The sequence below is a fragment of the Nocardia sp. NPDC056100 genome (genome assembly GCF_042266325.1).
Classification (GTDB): Bacteria; Actinomycetota; Actinomycetes; order Mycobacteriales; family Mycobacteriaceae; genus Nocardia.
On sequence record NZ_JBHJVY010000002.1, the window covers coordinates 1,626,132 to 1,643,070 of the forward strand.

The window sequence follows — 16,939 nt, forward strand, 5'->3', positions numbered from 1 at the left end:
TTCATGTTTCGCTGTGGGAAACATGCTGCGGCGGGTAGGAGTTGAGCGATGGACGGCCCACTGTCGGGAATCCGGGTACTGGATGTGGCGACGCTGTTCGCCGGACCGCTGGCGGCGACCCTGCTGGCGGATTTCGGCGCGGAAGTGGTGAAGATCGAACACCCCGACGGCGATCCGGTGCGCACCCACGGTGCGCAGCGCGACGGCGTGGGACTGTGGTGGAAGATGCTGGGGCGCGGCAAGAAATCGGTGACGCTCTACCTCGGATCCGCACCCGGACAGCAGATATTCCGGCGCATGGTGGCCGACGCGGATGTCCTCGTCGAGAACTTCCGCCCGGGCACCTTGGAACGCTGGGGCCTGGGCTATTCCGAACTGCGCGAGATCAATCCGGGCCTGGTGCTGGCCCGGGTCACCGGCTTCGGGCAGATCGGGCCCTACGCCCGGCGTCCGGGATTCGGCACGCTCGCCGAGGCGATGAGCGGATTCGCCGCCATCACCGGCGAGCCCGACGGACCGCCCATGCTGCCGCCGTTCGGTTTGGCCGATGGAATCGCCGCGCAGGCAACCGCTTTCGCCATCATGGCCGCATTGCGCGCGCGGGATCGCACCGGACTGGGCCAGCAGATCGATCTGGCCATTATCGAACCCATTCTCACCCTGCTCGGCCCCCAGCTCATCGCCTATGACCAGCTCGGCGAACTGCAACCGCGGATGGGCAACCGGTCCTCGAACAACGCGCCCCGCAATCTCTATCGCACCGCCGACGGCGGGTGGGTGGCGGTCTCGGCGAGTGCGCAATCGGTGGCCGAACGAGTGCTGCGCTTGGTCGGGCGACCCGATCTGATCGAACAGCCGTGGTTCGGCTCGGGGGCCGAAAGAGCCTCGCACGCGGACGAACTCGACGCCGCGGTCGGCGCATGGATCGCCGCGCGCGATACCGCGGAGGTCGTGAAAGCCTTCGAGCAGGCCGAGGCCGCCATCGCCCCCGTCTACACCGCCGCCGATGTCCTGGACGATCCGCAATATCGGGCGCTCGGCACCATCGCCGACCTGCCCGATGCGGAGCTGGGGCGGGTGCGCATGCAGAACGTGCTGTTCCGGCTCTCCGACACCCCGGGCCGAATCCGCTGGACCGGACCACCTTTGGGCGCGCACACCGCCGAGGTCCTGGGACGCTACGGGGTGGATCCCGATGCACTGGCCGAGCTGCGCGCGGCGGGAGTGGTGCGATGAGCGCGCCGGACCCGCTGGTGCGAGCGGTGCAGGGCGGCGTCCGGTTGATCGAGCTGGGTCAGCCGTTCTTCACCGGTATGCCGTGTTCACCGAACCATCCCGGATTCCGAATGACGCTGGCGCGCAGGCACGGTGACCTGATTCGCCCGGACGGCGGATCGGCCGCCGCCGAGATCATCGTCACCGGCGGGCATGTGGGCACCCATATCGACGCGCTCAGCCACGTCAGCCAGAACGGCATGCTGCACGGCGGCGTCGATGCCCTCGCCGCGCAACAGGGTGGGGTATTCACCGAACACGGCGCGGAACAGCTGCCCGGGTTCGTGTGCCGGGGCATCCTGCTCGATATCGCCGGGGTGCACGACACCGACGTCCTGCCCGGCGGCTACGAGGTCACGGTGCGAGATCTCGAGCGCGCGGCCGAATACGCCGGGGTACGAGTCGAATCGGGCGATGTGGTGCTCATTCGCACCGGATGGTCGCGGGGGTTCGACGATCCGCCCACCTATCTGGGTACGGCGACAGGTGTGCCGGGGGTAGGTATCGCCGGGGCGCAATGGCTTGCCGCACAGGGTATCTCCGCTACCGGCGCTGATACCACCGCGTACGAATGCCTGGCGCCGGGAGCCGGGCACAGCGTGCTTCCGGTGCATCGAGTACTGCTGGTGGAGTCGGGGATCTACATCCTCGAACACCTCGCGCTGGAAGCGCTTGCGGCCCAGCGGCTGCACGAGTTCGTCTTCGTGCTCGCGCCGCTGCGCATCGTCGGCGGCACGGGATCGCCCGTGCGTCCGCTCGCGGCGGTGAGCCGATGAGCGCTCCGACGATCGTTGAACGGCTCGCGGACTTCGCGGTCACCGTACGTCTGAACGGGGTGGGCACCGAGCTGCGCAGGGACGCGACCAGACGGGTCCTGGATGTGCTGGGCAACAGCTTCGCCGCGCTGCACACACCCGCCGCGGCGGCGGTGCGGGCGCTGGTCCTGGAATGGGCGGGCACGCCGCAGGCGACCGCATTGGGGCAGCCCGGCGGATTTCCCGCCGCCAGTGCGGCGCTGCTCGGCGGAACCCTGGCGCACGCAATGGATTTCGATGACACCCATCTGCCGTCCGTGCTGCATCCCTCCGCCACCGTGGTCCCCACGGCGCTGGCCGTGGCCCAAGCCACCGATGCTTCGGGCGCGGAGCTGCTGGACGCGATCGCGGTCGGCGTGGAGGTCACCGTGCGCCTCGGTATGGCGGGATATGACCGGGAACTGGGCAATTCGGTGTTCTTCGAACGCGGTCAGCACGCGACCGCCATCTGCGGCGCGGTCGGCGGGGCGGCCGCGGCGGCCATGCTGTACGACCTCGATGCGAACGGTATCGCGCACGCTCTCGGCATCGCGTCGAGTATGGGTTCGGGTCTACTGGAAGCCAATCGCACCGGCGGCACCGTGAAACGGGTGCACTGCGGATGGGCGGCACACGCGGCGGTCACCGCGGCCGGACTGGCAAGGCACGGGCTGACCGGTCCGCCGACGGTCATCGAGGGCAGATTCGGTCTGCTGCAAGCCTTTTGCGGAGATCACGCGACGCCGGATGTCGTCACCGCCGAACTCGGAGAACGCTGGGAGCTGCCCGGTGTCTTCTTCAAACCGTATCCCTGCAATCACTTCACCCATGCGGGAATCGACGCCGCGCTGCGCCTACGCGCTCGCGGCGTACACGCTGACGAGGTCGACAGCCTGATCCTGGGCGCGCCAACCCCCGTCCTGCGCACCATCGCCGAACCCATCGACCACAAGCGCCGCCCCGAATCCGGCTACCACGCAGCCTTTTCCGGCCCATACACGGTGGCCGCCGCCCTGCTGGGCGGCGGCGGACTGGGCCTCTTCCACGAGGATTTCACCGACGCCATGGCAGCGGATCCACAACGACTCGCCCTGGCCGCCAAGGTCGAATGCGTTCCCGATGCCCGCGCCGAGCAAATCTTCCCGTTCCAATTCCCAGCCGTGCTCACCGCCCGGCTACGGGACGGGCGCACGCTCACCGAACGCGTGGACGTCAATCGCGGTGGTCCCGGAAACCCACTCTCGGCATCAGAACTCGCCACCAAGTTCCGCTTGAACACCGCACGAACGTTGACCACCGCCCATGCCGACGCCATCACCGAGACGGTCTACGAGTTGGCCGCGCCCGGCCGATTCGCGGCGCTGCTGGCACTGCTCGAGGTCAATGAACTGGAGGTCTCGGGCTAACCCCGGACCTTTCGCCACAGCCCGGCCGCTCCGGTTGCCGGGCCATCGGTGTGCGCGTTGACCTGTTGCGACACAACAGTATTCGATTATCGACGCAGCACATCCAGGTATTGACTTGTGAATGTTTCAGACCGCTAATGGAGCGCGGGAAACGAAACAGCGTTTCTCCATGAGAGACAAGGCAGTCCCCTTGAGAATCCGAAGAGCGCTGGCCGCGTTATGTTCCATCGCCGCCGCAACCGTCCTCCCCGCCCTGATCGCGCCCACCGCCCACGCTGACGCGGCAATCACGAAGGTCTCCAACAAGGTCGACATCCGCTGCGCGTTCAGCACCCTGCACCAGAGCAGCGACTGGTACTTCCCCGCCGGCACCCCCAAGGCCCTGCTGTGGCTGCAGCACGGCTTCGCCAGTTCCAATGACTCGGTGGACGATTCGGCCCGCAAGTTCGCCGCCCAGGGCTTCCTGGTGTTCGCGCCCACCCTGCCCACCGCCAACATCCTCGGCTGCACGCTCGAAAACCTCGGCAACAACACCGATTTCCTGCACAATGTCGCCGACCTGTTCGGCAAGGCCGCCGATGCCAACGACAAGCTGGGCCGCAGTTTCACCGAAGCCAAGGCCAAAGCGGGGCGCACCGATCTGACCCTGCCCACCGCCATCGTGTTCGCGGGCCATTCGGCGGGAGGTGAGGCGGTGCCGTATGTCGCGCAGCAATTGCGGGCGAGCTACGCGTCCGCGTTCGCGAACCTGCGCGGGATGATCCTGTTCGATCCGGTGAAGAGCTTCATCGGCAATAACCTGAGCAGCTCGCTCAATCACCTGGACAACTCCGGATTGCCCATCCTGGCGATCACCGCGCCGCCTTACACCTGCAACCGGGACGGCGCGGGCTCGAAAGTCCTGCTCGATCAGATCCACCGATCGTTCCTGGGCGTCCGCTTGACCAGCGGCGCACATATCGATGTCGAGGGTTCCAGCGCCCCCGCACCCGACAAGGTCGCCTGTGGCACACCGCAGGCCAAGAACGTCGACGCATTGCAGAAGCTTTCGGTCGCCTGGGCCGGTGATTTCGTCAGCGGCTCCACCACCGCGGATTACTACCCCGGCGGCGGATACTACGAAAGCCTGCGCACCGCAGGAACAATTCAGACATTGTCTTGATTACGACCCGTTCGCCCGGCCGCGTGTGGCCGGGCGAACGGCCTTGCCTCAGGCCGGAAATCCGCCCGCCCGGCCGAGCAGGGCGGGTACCGGTGTGCCGAGTTGGTCGCCGAGCCAGCGGCCGGTCGCGCTCACCTGCTCCATGGTGACCCCGGTGCGGACGCCCATGCGGTCGAGCATGTAGAGCAGGTCCTCGGTGGCGATATTGCCGGTGGCCGCCGGGGCGAAGGGGCAGCCGCCGATTCCGCCGGTGCTGGCGTCGAGTATGCGCGCACCGGCCTCGAGGGCGGCAATGGCGTTGGCGTATCCGGTATTTCGCGTGTTGTGGAAGTGGCAGCGCAGTGGGATGCCGGGGGCGCGTTCGATCGATCCGGTCACGGCCGTGCGCACTCGGTCGGGGGTGCCGACGCCGATGGTGTCGGCGAGCGCGATCTCATCGGGGTGCGCCGCCGCGACGCTCTCGACCAGGTCCAGCACCGCGCTGGGGTGCACCTCGCCCTCGAACGGGCAGCCGAACGCGGCGGCGATGGTGACGGTGCGGCGCAGCCCGGCCGCCGCCGCCCGCTCGGCCAGCGCGGTCCAGCGGTCGATGCCTTCCTGGGTGGTACAGCCCTGGTTGCGACGGCTGAAGGTATCGGTCGCCACCACGACCACATTGATTTCGTCCACACCTGCGGCGAGCGCCCGATCGAGACCGCGATCGTTGAACACGAGCCCGGCATAGGACACCCCGGGCACGCGGGGCGCCCCGGCCATCACCGCTTCGGCGTCGGCCATTTGCGGAACCCGCTGTGGATTCACGAAACTCACCGCCTCGATACGGCGCAGTCCGGCCTCGATCGAACGCTCGATCAACCGCACCTTGGCCGCGGTCGCGATGATCTCGGACTCATTCTGCAAGCCGTCGCGCGGGGCTACCTCGACCACCGTGACGCCCATGGTTCCTCCTGCTATCTTGCCGCACCGTTTCACTCAGGGATACAGTGTATCCATTCTCGCCACGGAAGGGGCCGCCGCATGCCACCCGAAACCACCACCGCCACAGGACCTTTGGCAGACCTTCGGGTCGTGGAAATGGGCCAGTTGCTGGCCGGGCCGTTCTGCGGACAGTTGCTCGGCGACTTCGGGGCCGAGGTGATCAAACTGGAGTCCCCGGGTTCGGGAGATCCCATGCGCCAGTGGGGACGTGAACAGGCACAGGGCAAATCGCTGTGGTGGCCGGTGGTGGCGCGCAATAAGAAGTCGGTGACGTGCAATCTGCGCGATCCGCAGGGGCAGCGGCTGGCGCGCGAGCTGATCGCCGAGGCCGATATCGTGATCGAGAATTTCCGGCCGGGCACCATGGAGCGCTGGGGCCTGGGGTATGACGCTCTCCGCGAACACAATCCGGGCCTGATCATGGTCCGGGTGAGCGGATACGGCCAGACCGGACCGTACGCACCGCGCGCCGGATACGGCTCCATCGGCGAGGCGATGGGCGGAATCCGGTACACCACGGGCGATCCCGATCGCGCCCCGGCCCGCACCGGCATCTCGCTCGGCGACTCGCTCGCGGCGGTCTTCGCCACCATCGGCACGCTCGTCGCGGTGCATCACCGCACCCGTACCGGTCAGGGCCAGCTGGTGGACTCGGCCATCTACGAGGCGGTGCTGGCCATGATGGAATCGCTGCTGCCGGAGTACGCGATCACGGGATATCAGCGCGAGCGCACCGGGTCGGTGCTGCCGAATGTCGCGCCCAGCAATGTCTATCCCACCGCGAGCGGTGACATGATCCTCATCGCCGCCAACCAGGACACGGTATTCGCCCGGTTGACCGAACTCATGGGCCGTCCCGAACTCGCATCGGACGCACGGTATGCGAACCACACCGCGCGGGGAGCCCGGATGGCCGAACTCGACGATTTGATCGCCGCCTGGACCAGCACCGTCGCGGCCGAGACGCTGCTGGACCGGCTGCACGCCGCCGGTGTTCCGGCCGGTCGCATTTATACCGCGCGAGATATGTTCGCCGATCCGCATTTCGCGGCCCGCGAGGCGATCGTGCGCATCACCCACCCCGAACTCGGTGATCTGCCGATGCACAATGTGGTGCCCAAACTCAGCGCCACCCCCGGCGCGATCCGGCATGCGGGACCGGATCTCGGACAGCACAATGCCGAGGTCTACGGCACCCTGCTCGGCCTGGACGCGGACCAACTCGCCGAACTCGCCCGCACCGGCGTGGTCTGAAGGGAATGGGCGTGAAGGATCTCGCCGAAGACGCCCGCCGTGCGGGATACGGAACACCGCTCGGCGCGGGCGATCACCCCGCCGTGCTGGTGATCGATATCTGCGCCGCCTACCTCGACGATGATTCGCCGCTGCGCGCACCGGTGGAGGCCGCCGTCGCGGCGGCGGCCACGCTGGTGAATCACGCTCGCGCGAACGGCTTTCCGGTCATATTCACCCGCGTGGCCTACCGGCCCGGTACCTCCGAGGGCGGACTGTTCCGCCGCAAGGTACCGACGCTCGCGGTCTTCGAGGAGGGAAACCCGTTGGGAGACTTCATCGATGACCCCGCCCCACTGCCCGGCGAATCCATCATCACCAAGCAGTACCCCAGCGCCTTCCACGGCACCCCGCTGGCCGCCAACCTCACCGCCGACCGCATCGACACCCTGCTCATCACCGGACTCACCACCAGCGGCTGCGTCCGAGCCACCGCCACCGACGCCCTCCAGCACGGTTTCCGCCCGCTGGTGGTCGCCGACGCCTGCGGCGACCGCGACCCCCGCCTGCACGATGCCAACCTCTACGACCTCAACGCCAAGTACGCCGATGTCCTGAATCTGGCTGCGGCACTGGACATCCTGATCCGTTAGCCCGGCACGGGGCCGGGCCGAGCGGTCAGCGGTACTCGGGATTCTCGAAGTCGAAACGGCAACCGGCGTCCCATTCACTGCGCTGGTTGCCGTGCGCGGGAAAGCCGCCCGCGTCGACGAGGATGCGCGCCAGATGCATGAGGTTCCAGGTCATGAAGGTGGTGTTGCGGTTGGTGAAATCGTTGTCGGGCCCGCCGGATCCGGGATCCAGATACGACGGTCCCGGTCCGGCCTCACCGATCCAGCCCGCATCCGCCTGCGGCGGGATGGAGTAGCCGATGTGCTGCAGGCTGTAGAGCACATTCATCGCGCAGTGTTTGATGCCGTCCTCGTTACCGGTGATCAGGCAGCCGCCGACACGACCGTAGTAGGCGTACTGCCCGGCATCGTTGAGCACACTGGAATTGGCGTAGAGCCGTTCGATGACCTGCTTCATGACCGAACTGTTGTCGCCCAGCCAGATCGGTCCCGCCAGCACCAGGATGTGCGCGTCCATCACCTGCCGTTGCAGGGCCGGCCATTCGTCGCTCGCCCAGCCGTGTTCGGTCATATCGGGCCAGACACCCGTGGCGATATCGTAGTCGACGGCTCGGATATGCGATACCGAAACCCCGTTCTTCGCCATGATGTGGGCCGAGAGATCGATCAGGCCCTGAGTATTGCTGCGGTCCGGCGACCGTTTCAGGGTGCAGTTGATGAACAGGGCGCGCAGATCGCTGTAGTCGGGCATCGCGGCGGACCTTTCAGTAGTCGTCCGATCGGGGGTCACGCATGAGCCGGGCGGGGCCGGGCCGAGGGCACCCACACCGTCACCACTGCGATTCTCGACCCCGCCCCGGCTCAAAATGCCGTTGTCCGGCGGTCTGTCAGCGATTCGTCACCGTTTCCGAATCAGGGCAAGCCCGACGACTCCACCTCACCGCATTTCCACCGTCACAGCCGAATCCTCTCGCGGACCCGTCCGATACACGTAGTCGCGGGCGGCTTCGCTGCCCAACTGCGCGAGGAACCACATGGCGGTCCAGCGGGCAGCGGCGGCGATGGTCTGCGCGCGCGGTGCTGTTTCCCGGTGCGGATCGGGGGCGGCCCCGGGCGGATTGTCGACATCGGCGAGCCCGAAATGATTGGCGCCCAAGAGGTTCACGAATTCAGCCGCCGGGACCCCGGTGAGCCTGGTGAAGCTCTGGTGCGCCTCATCGGGCTCGCTGACCCCGTCCAGGGTGCCGTTGATGAACATGACCGGGATATCGCTGACCGCGACGGCGTCGATCACCGGGCCGATCGTGGTGTTGGTGCCGTGTCCGACAACGGCTTTGAGCTCCGGCGGATGTCGGTAGGTCAAGCCCAGGCAGAAGGGCACCTGGCAGCGGTCGGCGGCGGCGTACAGGGCCGCGGCGCCGCCGTAGGAGTGTCCGGCGACAACCAGGGTGGTGGGGTCGATGATCGCACCGATCGGGGAGGAGATGTCCGACGCTTGGGAGCGCGCCCAGGCGAGCACATCGGATAATTGGAATTCGCTGGGCAGGCGGTAGTCGACCATCGGCATCGGATACCGCTCGGGGACCACCACCACGAAGCCGTAATCGGCTACGGCGGAAGCGAATTGGCTGTAGTACTGGCGTCCGACATTGGCCCCGGGCAGGAACAGGGCCACCGGAAGCCGATGATCGGCGTTCGCGGGATACCAGATGGTGGCGTCGTCGGAGGAGATATGTGCCGCGGTATGGCGAACGCCGTCGGTGTCGGCGTTTGCGGGTGCGGCGGTGAGCAGGAGCAGGGACAGGGCGGCCGCGGAGATGGCTCGCATGGGTCTCCCGTTTCGCTTGTGGAAACACTGTTTCGATGTGAAACTATCGGCGGAGCATACTCCGAAACAGCGTTTCGCCCAAGAGAACGGAGACCCGCCCATGGGGTCGCATCCACACGGCTGGTGGATTCTGTTGCACCTGGTGTTGTTCGTGTTCTGGCTGGGCGGCGACCTGGGCGTCTACTACTCGAGCAGGTTCGTTATCAACCCGGATCTCACCCCGCCCGCGCGCGCGACCGCGCTGGCGATCATGAGCGGACTCGATCTCGGCCCCAAGATCTGCCTGGTGCTGTTCCTGCCCAGCGGCATCACCCTGATGGCATTGGATCCGCACGGCGCGTCACTGTTCGGGATCGACCTGTTCCCATGGTGGCTCGTGGTCACGGTGTGGTTGTTCGCCGCTATCTGGTTGGCGCTCACCGTGATTCAGCACCGCACCCACGGCAGTCGCACAGTGGTGTACCGCGCCGATCTCGCCATCCGGTGCGCGGTCATCGTCGCCATGGCCGCGGCCGGGATCTACACCCTGCTGGCGAGCGAACCCTTCGGCGTCACCACGAATCCGAAGTGGCTGGGCGGCAAAATCCTGCTGTACACCATCGCCATCGCGGCCGGGCTCGGCATTCGAATGACGTTGCGCCCCTTCGGCCCCGCCTTCGGCACGCTCATGTCGAGCGGCTCCACCGCTCAGGTCGAGCGAACCCTGCGCGGCAGCGTGGACGGCTGTCTGCCATACGTCTGGGCCATCTGGGGCAGCGTGCTCACCGCGGCGGCGCTGGGCGTGTTCAAACCCGGCGCGCACCTGGGCGGCTGAGCTCGCACATACGGAAAGCTAAGCGGTGTAACCCAATTGGGCCGAGAGCGCGGCCGCGGCCTTCTGCAGCAGCGGCACGTACTCCTTCATCTTCGGCTCGAACCGCGAGAGCGGGCCGCAAATGCTGATCGCCGCCACCACGCCGCCGTCATGGTCGAGCACGGGCGCGGCGATCGACGCCGCGCCGATCTGCCGTTCCCCCAGCGAGATCGCGTATCCGCGCTTGCGCACCTCGGCCAGTTCGGTGCGCAGCTTGCGCGGGGTGGTGATGGTGGCATCGGTGAACGGGGTCAGCTCGTGCCGGTCCAGATACTCGTCGATCTCCTGCTTGCGCAGGTTCGCCAGAATCACCTTGGACGAGCTCCCGGCGTGCAGCGGATACGGCACTCCGAGCGCGACCTCCATGCGCAATTCCTGGTCCGGCACAACCTGATCCACGTACATTCGGGTATCGCCGCGCCGAATGGACAGCGTCGCGGTTTCACCGGTGAGCGGGGCCAGGCGGCGCAGTTCGGGGGCCGCCATCACGCGCAGATCGGTGCGGGCCAGATAGGCGCGCCCCAGCGCGATGGCCGCGTGGCCCAGCGCGTAGCGACGCGAAGTCGGTTCCAGGGTGATGAGTTCGCGATTGCGCAGCGCGGTGAGGATGCGGTGCACCGCGGCCTTGGTCAGGCCGAGCTCATTGGCGATCTCGGTGACCCCGAGATCGGGACGACCGGTGCGGCCGAACAGCAACAACACGTCCATGGCCCGTTCGACGGCGGCGATGGAACGACTCTGGTTCTCGGCCTCGGTGTCCGACACGCCCTCAGCTTAGGGCACCGAATTTCCCCATGGGAAACAGCCCGTCGAAATCCTGATGTATTCGCCGAAATCGCTGCGTCACAGCGCCGTTCCCACTTGCGCGGCCTCGCACACAGCGTTACCTTGTGCGTAACAGCGTTTCCTCTATCGAAACGGAGATGCAGGGTGGATACGACGTATCTCCGTGCTGTCATGGCGCAGTGGGCCAGCGGTGTCGTGGTGGTCACCACGGTGCGCGACGGCGGCGGCCGGCACGGTATGACCGCCAGCTCCTTCACCAGTGTGGCCCTGGATCCACCGCTCGTCTCGGTATGTCTGGCCACCGCGAGCAGCACCTGCCGATTCCTCCGGCACAGCGGGGTTTTCGCGGTCAATGTGCTGGGCCACGACCATGAGGACATCGGCCGCCGCTTCGCCACCTCCACCACCCGCGGCGATCGGTTCGCCACCGGACGCTGGGATACCGCGAGCACCGGCGCGGCCGTGCTCACCGATGCGGTGGCCTGGGTGGACTGCGTCGTCGCGGCCTGTCATCCGGCCGGTGATCACACCATCGTGCTCGGCCTGGTCCAGGACGCGGCCACCCCCAGACCCGCGCCGCCACTGATCTACCACGATCGCACCTACTACGAGGGGATAGCTCGATGATCGGCGAACGACTCGTCGAAGATATGACCGACGCCGAACGCGCACGCGCGCAACGGGTGGACGAGGTCCTGCCCGCCCTGCGCGCCGCCGCCGAGGAGGCCGACCGCACCGCCACCTTCCCCGCCACGCATATCACGCTCCTGCGCGATGCGGGCCTGCTCGGCCTGGTGGTGCCGGAGAAATTCGGCGGTCTCGGGGGCACCCTGCGCGATCTGGCCGCGGCCACGTACGCCATGGGCACCGCCTGCCCGTCCACGGCATTGGCGTATTTCTTCCACAACACCAGCGCCTCGCGGGGCCTGCTCCCGTTGGAGGCGATCGACGCCGGATTGTTCGCCGACGCCGAGATTCCGGTGGTGCGCGCCTTCGCCGAGAAGGTACTGACCCGCATGGCCGAGGGCGTATGGCTGGCGAATTTCGCCTCCGAATCGGTCAAGACGGCCAAGGCAAATATCACCATCGCCACCACCGCACGCAAGGTCGACGGCGGCTGGATCCTGCGGGGCGAGAAGTCCTTCGGGTGTGCCACCGGCGTCGCCGACTACTACCTGACCTCGGCCAAACTCGAGGGCTACGACACCGCCGATGGGCTGGCGACCTTCTTCGTCCCGCGCGAAGCTCCCGGGGTGAGTGTGCGTGCGCCATGGGACGGGCTCGGGATGCGGGCCACGGCCAATAACGGCATCCGCCTGGACGAGGTGTTCATCGCCGACGACGAGGCGCTGGCGATACCCGGCGCGTTTCCCAAGATGCTCACCATGAGCCGGGGCAGTTTCGTGGGCAATCAGCTCGCCATCGCGGCGGTGTACACCGGCTGCGCGCAGCGGGTCTACGACGAGACGCTGGCCGCGACCACCCGGAAGACCTTCGCCGACACCGGCGAACCGATCGCCTCGTCACCGGTGCACCAGGTGCTCATCGGCGAGATGACCCGGCAATTGCAGTCGGCCTACCTGTGGCTGCGCTATCAGCTGGGCATCGAGACGGTGGAGCCGCCGATCAAACCCAAACAGGAGGTGTTCACGCAGTGGCGACTCGGCAAGGGCGCGGTCACCGAGGCGTGTTTCGCGGTGGCGCTGGGCGCGCTCAAAGCCGGTGGCACCTCGGCCGCTTCGATGAGCGGGGTGACGGGCCGGGCCCTGCGTGATCTCGCCATGGGTCTGGTCATGACCTTCCCCGCCGAGCGCGGCATGCTCGAGGTGGCGCGCATAGTGACCGACGCGACCGCGAACGAGTTGTTCACCACCGCACCCGCCGAGGCCGCGCGATGACCGGCGAGTTGCCCCCGATCGTCGAATTCATCGATGGCGAGTGGGCGACCCCCGGCGTGGATCTCGATGTGGCACTGGAGGATCCGGCAACCGGTACCCCCGTGGCCCGAGCGGTGGCCAGTGCGCCGGAACGGGTCGACCGCGCCCTCGCCGTCGCCGACGGCGCGACCGGGATCATCACCCCCGAAGTCCTCGATGCCATCGCGGACGATCTCGAGCCCCAGCTCGCATACATTGCCGAATTGGATTCGCGCGCAACAGGTGTGCCGATCCGGCAGACCGAGCTATTCGGTGTCATCGTCGCCCGGGCGTTCCGGCTGGCCGCCGCGCAGGTGCGCGCCGGAATACTGCGCGAGGACCGCGAAGGCATCCGCGTGCGCCGCCTGCCGCTCGGACCGGCGCTGTGCCTGGTGCCGTGGAATGCCCCGGCCCCCATGGCCGCCCATAAGGTGGCCAACGCGCTCGCGGCGGGCTGTCCGGTGCTGCTGAAGGTCAGCGAGCTCGCCCCGTACAGTGCGATTCCGCTGGCGCAGGCGATCGCCGAACACGTCCCGGCCGGGATGTTCCAGCTGGTACAGGGCGGGGCCGAGACCGGAGCACAGCTGGTGGCCGATCCGCGCGTCAAAGCGGTGTCCTTCACCGGCGGATTGGCGGGCGGGCGTTCGGTCGCGACCGCCTCGGCTCCGCTTTTGCGGCCGTGCCAGTTGGAATTGGGCGGCAACAATCCGCTCATCGTGCTGCCCGATGCCGATACCGAGACCGCGGCGCGCATCGCGGCGGAACTGCTCACCACCCTCAACGGACAGTGGTGCCGGGCGCTCGGGCGTTTGATTCTGCCCTCCGACCGCGCCGGTGAATTGCTCGAAGCCATCGGAAAACGGCTCGGGGACTTGCGATTCGGGCCGCCGCTGGATCCCGGGACCGAGTTCGGCCCGCTGGTGCACTCGCGGCATCTGCGAACCGTACGAGACGCGTTGTCCGGCCGCGAATTCCAGACCTATGGCACGCCGCCGCAGGAGGGAAACTACTTTCCGCCCGCACTCTTGGATGGTGATCTCACCGAGGAGGTCTTCGGCCCGGTCGCGGGAACCGTCACCTATGAATCCGTCGATGAGGCAGTTCACCTGGCCAACGCGCTGCCCTACGGCCTGGAAGGCTACGTCTGCGGCACCGATGAGGAATCGGCGATGGCTGTGGCACAACGGATTCGGGCCGGGGAAGTCAAGGTGAACGGCTCCTCGGTGATGAGCCTGCACCTGATGACACCGCGCCCGGCCTGGGGCTGGTCCGGACTCGGCGAGGAGGGCACCGGCGAGACGCTGCGATTCTTCACCGGCGCGCGCGTCGTGGGCGTGGAGGGCCGCTTCGCCCTGCACACCTCATGAGCACCGTGGTCGTGGTCGGCGCGGGGCCGGTGGGACTCACCGCCGCGCTGACCCTGGCCCGGCGCGGTATCGCGGTGACCGTGCTGGAGCGTGGCGAGGAGCTCGCCACCGAATCGCGCGCCTCCACCTTCCATCCGCCGACACTCGAAATGCTCGAAACCCTCGGGGTGCTGAAACCACTACTCGCCCAAGGAATCATCGCCACGACGTTCCAGTATCGAGCACGTGGCGGCGGGGAGATCGCCACGCTCGACCTCGGCGTGCTCGCGCGCGACACCCCCTATCCGTTTCGCGTGCAATGCGAACAGAGCAAGCTGACTCCAATCCTGTTGGACGCCTTACCCGATCACGCCCGGGTGCGCTTCGGCCACGAGGTGCACGGCCTGCACGCCGGACCCGACGGGGTCATTCTGCACACCTCGCACGGACCGGTGCGCGCGGATTGGGTAATCGGCGCGGACGGTGCGCATTCGATCGTGCGCAATGGCGTACACGCCGGATTCGACGGCAGTACCTATCCCGAACGCTTCCTGGTCGCCTCGGTCGATGAGGATCTCGCGACGGCGCTGCCGGGCATCGCACCGATCAATTACGTCTTCGATCCGCACGAATGGCTGGTGCTGTTGCGCACCCCGCAGCACTGGCGGGTACTGCTGCCCACACCCGCCGATACCGCGGACGACCTCGAAATGGATCGGCTCCCGGCACGTTTGGCCGCGGTCGCGGACCTGGGCAGGCCGTGGCGGGTGCTGCACGGTTCGCTGTATCGCGTGCATCAGCGCGTCACCGAATCCTTCCGGATCGGCCGGGTGCTGCTTGCGGGCGATGCCGCGCATGTCAACAATCCGCTCGGCGGCATGGGAATGAACAGCGGTATCCACGATGCCGTGCGGCTGGGCGATGCCCTGGCCGACGTGCTCGCCGGAGGTTCGGAAGCCGGGCTCGATGATGCCGCCGCACTGCGGCGGGCCGTCGCCATCGACCATGTGCAGCGCACCAGCCATGACAACTGGCAACGGTTGCGCGGTGACGATGCGGCCCATCGCGACCAATTGCGTTCGCTGGCAGCGGATCCGGTGGCGGCGCGCGCCTATCTGCGCAGAGCCTGTCTGCTTGATTCGCTGGCGGCCCCGCGTTGAGATGCCGGTCGCCCGGCCGACACGAGGCCGGGCGGAGATCCGGCGACCACACCGGTCAGGAGATGATCATGAAGATCGATCGGGAGAATCCGGCGCATCCGCACGAGCTTGTCGGATCGGTGCCGATGACACCGCCCGAGGCTGTTGAATCCGTTGTGCGGCAGTCATACCGGGAGTTCCTGGACCGGCGGGCACAGCCCATAGAGCAGCGCCTGGCCGCACTCGGCGCGGCGGCGGAGTCACTCGATGCCCGCGCGGGCGATCTGGCCGAATTGCTGGCCCGCGAGAGCGGTAAACCCATCGCCGACTGTCGGGGTGAAATCGGTTTCGCCGCAACGTATCTGCGCTGGGTGCGGGACAATGCCGCCGCCGCGCTCAGCGCATCGGTGATCGATGACGCGCACGGGCGACTGGCGCTCACCCCCGCACCGTTCGGAGTGGTCGCGGCGATCACGCCGTGGAACGCGCCAATCATCCTGTCGGTACTCAAGCTCGGTCCCGCGCTGGCGGCCGGAAATACCGTGGTGCTCAAACCTTCTCCGCTCGCGCCGCTCGCGGTCACCGAGGTGGCCGCGCTCCTGCCCGGTGTCCGGGTCATCCACGGCGGACCGGATACGGTGCGAGCGCTCATCGCCCATCCGCTGATTCGCAAGGTGGCCTTCACGGGCGGCGAAGAGGCCGGGCGCAGTATCGCCGCGGCCGCCGGTCAAGCCCTCACACCGGTGGTGCTCGAACTCGGCGGCAATGATCCGGCGGTATTCCTCGACGACTTCGCCCTCTCCCCCGCCGATTACGAGCGCCTCGTGCTCGCATCCTTCGCCACCGCGGGGCAGGTGTGCATGGCCGCCAAACGGCTGTATGTGCCCGCGCAGCGCTTGGACGAATTCCTGGAGTCGTATCTGGCTGCGGCACATCGGATTCTGATCGTGGGCGACCCGCTGGACGAGCTGGTGAGCATGGGACCGGTCGTGAGCCGCGCCGCCACCCAGCGCATGACCGACCTGCTGGCCGATGCCTGGAGCCGTGGCGGCTGGCTGGTGCCTCTCGCCGAAATCCCCTCCGACGCCGACGGTTACTACGTCGCGCCCACCCTGGCCCTGGATCTGCCCGATGCGGCCTGGCTGGTCCGGCGCGAGCAGTTCGGCCCGGCGGTCCCGGTGCTGACCTACACCGACGAGCGCGAGGTGCTGGCCCGCGCCAACGATTGCGAACTCGGACTGGGAGCCTCGGTGTGGTCCGCCGATGAGGACCGCGCATTCGCCTTCGCCGCGCGAATCGAAGCCGGGTTCACCTTCATCAACACGCACAACCGGACCGGTATGTCACTGCGCGCCCCCTTCGGCGGCACCAAACAGAGTGGCTTCGGGCGCGAATACGCCGACGAGGGTCTACGCGAATACGTTCAGACCACGGTGCGGCATGCACCGGCCGCTTTCCGCGCCGGTGGTTCCGGGCTCTCCGCCCGCGCCTATCCCCGGCCTTGAGCTCGATCGAGGGGTGGTCTCGGGTGACCCTGCCATCGTGACGGACTTCTTTGTGCCACAGCCCATCTGCCCCACGGACATGGCGA

Annotated in this window: 16 protein-coding genes; 12 read left to right on the forward strand and 4 right to left on the reverse strand. The window is 67.5% G+C overall.

Annotated features, from left to right (window positions below; translation table 11 throughout):
- The first annotated feature begins 48 nt into the window (after positions 1–48).
- The 4 genes from ACFC0O_RS19795 (at position 49) to ACFC0O_RS19810 (ending at position 4,637) form a co-directional block, all read left to right on the forward strand.
- A complete protein-coding gene (locus ACFC0O_RS19795; protein ID WP_375959781.1) occupies positions 49–1,236 on the forward strand; it encodes a CaiB/BaiF CoA transferase family protein in 1,188 nt (395 codons plus the stop codon).
- Positions 1,233–2,051 carry a cyclase family protein gene (locus ACFC0O_RS19800; RefSeq protein WP_375959783.1) on the forward strand — a complete coding sequence of 273 codons (819 nt, stop codon included), beginning with the start codon at positions 1,233–1,235 and terminating at the stop codon, positions 2,049–2,051. The genes ACFC0O_RS19795 and ACFC0O_RS19800 overlap by 4 nt, the downstream gene beginning before the upstream one ends.
- The gene (locus ACFC0O_RS19805; protein WP_375959785.1) at positions 2,048–3,475 is read left to right on the forward strand and encodes an MmgE/PrpD family protein; all 1,428 of its coding nucleotides are present in this window, start codon (positions 2,048–2,050) and stop codon (positions 3,473–3,475) included. The genes ACFC0O_RS19800 and ACFC0O_RS19805 overlap by 4 nt, the downstream gene beginning before the upstream one ends.
- Before the next feature lie 190 nt (positions 3,476–3,665).
- Positions 3,666–4,637 carry a hypothetical protein gene (locus ACFC0O_RS19810; protein ID WP_375959787.1) on the forward strand — a complete coding sequence of 324 codons (972 nt, stop codon included), beginning with the start codon at positions 3,666–3,668 and terminating at the stop codon, positions 4,635–4,637.
- A 48-nt stretch (positions 4,638–4,685) separates the two neighbouring features.
- Here the strand turns inward: ACFC0O_RS19810 and ACFC0O_RS19815 are convergent, their stop codons facing one another.
- Entirely contained in the window at positions 4,686–5,576 is an 891-nt protein-coding gene (locus tag ACFC0O_RS19815; RefSeq protein ID WP_375959789.1) for a hydroxymethylglutaryl-CoA lyase, read from the reverse strand.
- Between the two features lie 78 nt (positions 5,577–5,654).
- Here ACFC0O_RS19815 and ACFC0O_RS19820 point away from each other — a divergent pair, with 78 nt between their 5' ends.
- Both ACFC0O_RS19820 and ACFC0O_RS19825 read left to right on the forward strand, forming a co-directional pair.
- A complete protein-coding gene (locus tag ACFC0O_RS19820; protein ID WP_375959791.1) occupies positions 5,655–6,869 on the forward strand; it encodes a CaiB/BaiF CoA transferase family protein in 1,215 nt (404 codons plus the stop codon).
- An 11-nt stretch (positions 6,870–6,880) separates the two neighbouring features.
- Positions 6,881–7,501 (forward strand): isochorismatase family protein, encoded by a 621-nt coding sequence (locus tag ACFC0O_RS19825; protein WP_375959793.1) that lies wholly within the window; start codon positions 6,881–6,883, stop codon positions 7,499–7,501.
- A 25-nt stretch (positions 7,502–7,526) separates the two neighbouring features.
- Here the strand turns inward: ACFC0O_RS19825 and ACFC0O_RS19830 are convergent, their stop codons facing one another.
- Both ACFC0O_RS19830 and ACFC0O_RS19835 read right to left on the reverse strand, forming a co-directional pair.
- Positions 7,527–8,231, reverse strand: coding sequence for a flavodoxin family protein (locus ACFC0O_RS19830; RefSeq protein ID WP_375959795.1), 705 nt, complete (start codon positions 8,229–8,231; stop codon positions 7,527–7,529).
- A 186-nt stretch (positions 8,232–8,417) separates the two neighbouring features.
- Positions 8,418–9,308: a hypothetical protein gene (locus tag ACFC0O_RS19835; RefSeq protein ID WP_375959798.1), complete on the reverse strand. Its 891-nt coding sequence runs from the start codon at positions 9,306–9,308 to the stop codon at positions 8,418–8,420.
- A gap of 100 nt (positions 9,309–9,408) precedes the next feature.
- On the opposite strand from ACFC0O_RS19835, the gene ACFC0O_RS19840 reads away from it, so the two are divergent.
- Entirely contained in the window at positions 9,409–10,122 is a 714-nt protein-coding gene (locus ACFC0O_RS19840; RefSeq protein WP_375959800.1) for a hypothetical protein, read from the forward strand.
- Between the two features lie 18 nt (positions 10,123–10,140).
- On the opposite strand, the gene ACFC0O_RS19845 is transcribed toward ACFC0O_RS19840, so the two are convergent.
- Positions 10,141–10,926: an IclR family transcriptional regulator gene (locus ACFC0O_RS19845; protein WP_364648522.1), complete on the reverse strand. Its 786-nt coding sequence runs from the start codon at positions 10,924–10,926 to the stop codon at positions 10,141–10,143.
- A 165-nt stretch (positions 10,927–11,091) separates the two neighbouring features.
- Between ACFC0O_RS19845 and ACFC0O_RS19850 the strand changes: the two genes are divergently transcribed.
- The 5 genes from ACFC0O_RS19850 to ACFC0O_RS19870 all read left to right on the forward strand — a co-directional run bounded on the left by ACFC0O_RS19850 (position 11,092) and on the right by ACFC0O_RS19870 (position 16,853).
- Positions 11,092–11,574, forward strand: coding sequence for a flavin reductase family protein (locus ACFC0O_RS19850; RefSeq protein WP_375959802.1), 483 nt, complete (start codon positions 11,092–11,094; stop codon positions 11,572–11,574).
- Entirely contained in the window at positions 11,571–12,845 is a 1,275-nt protein-coding gene (locus ACFC0O_RS19855) for an acyl-CoA dehydrogenase family protein (RefSeq protein ID WP_375959804.1), read from the forward strand. Before ACFC0O_RS19850 ends, ACFC0O_RS19855 begins: the two co-directional genes overlap by 4 nt.
- The gene (locus ACFC0O_RS19860) at positions 12,842–14,230 is read left to right on the forward strand and encodes an aldehyde dehydrogenase family protein (RefSeq protein WP_375959806.1); all 1,389 of its coding nucleotides are present in this window, start codon (positions 12,842–12,844) and stop codon (positions 14,228–14,230) included. The genes ACFC0O_RS19855 and ACFC0O_RS19860 overlap by 4 nt, the downstream gene beginning before the upstream one ends.
- On the forward strand, positions 14,227–15,369 hold the full coding sequence (locus ACFC0O_RS19865) for an FAD-dependent oxidoreductase (protein WP_375959808.1): 1,143 nt from the start codon (positions 14,227–14,229) through the stop codon (positions 15,367–15,369). Before ACFC0O_RS19860 ends, ACFC0O_RS19865 begins: the two co-directional genes overlap by 4 nt.
- Positions 15,370–15,437: 68 nt before the next feature.
- On the forward strand, positions 15,438–16,853 hold the full coding sequence (locus ACFC0O_RS19870; RefSeq protein ID WP_375959810.1) for an aldehyde dehydrogenase family protein: 1,416 nt from the start codon (positions 15,438–15,440) through the stop codon (positions 16,851–16,853).
- The last annotated feature ends 86 nt before the right edge of the window (positions 16,854–16,939 follow it).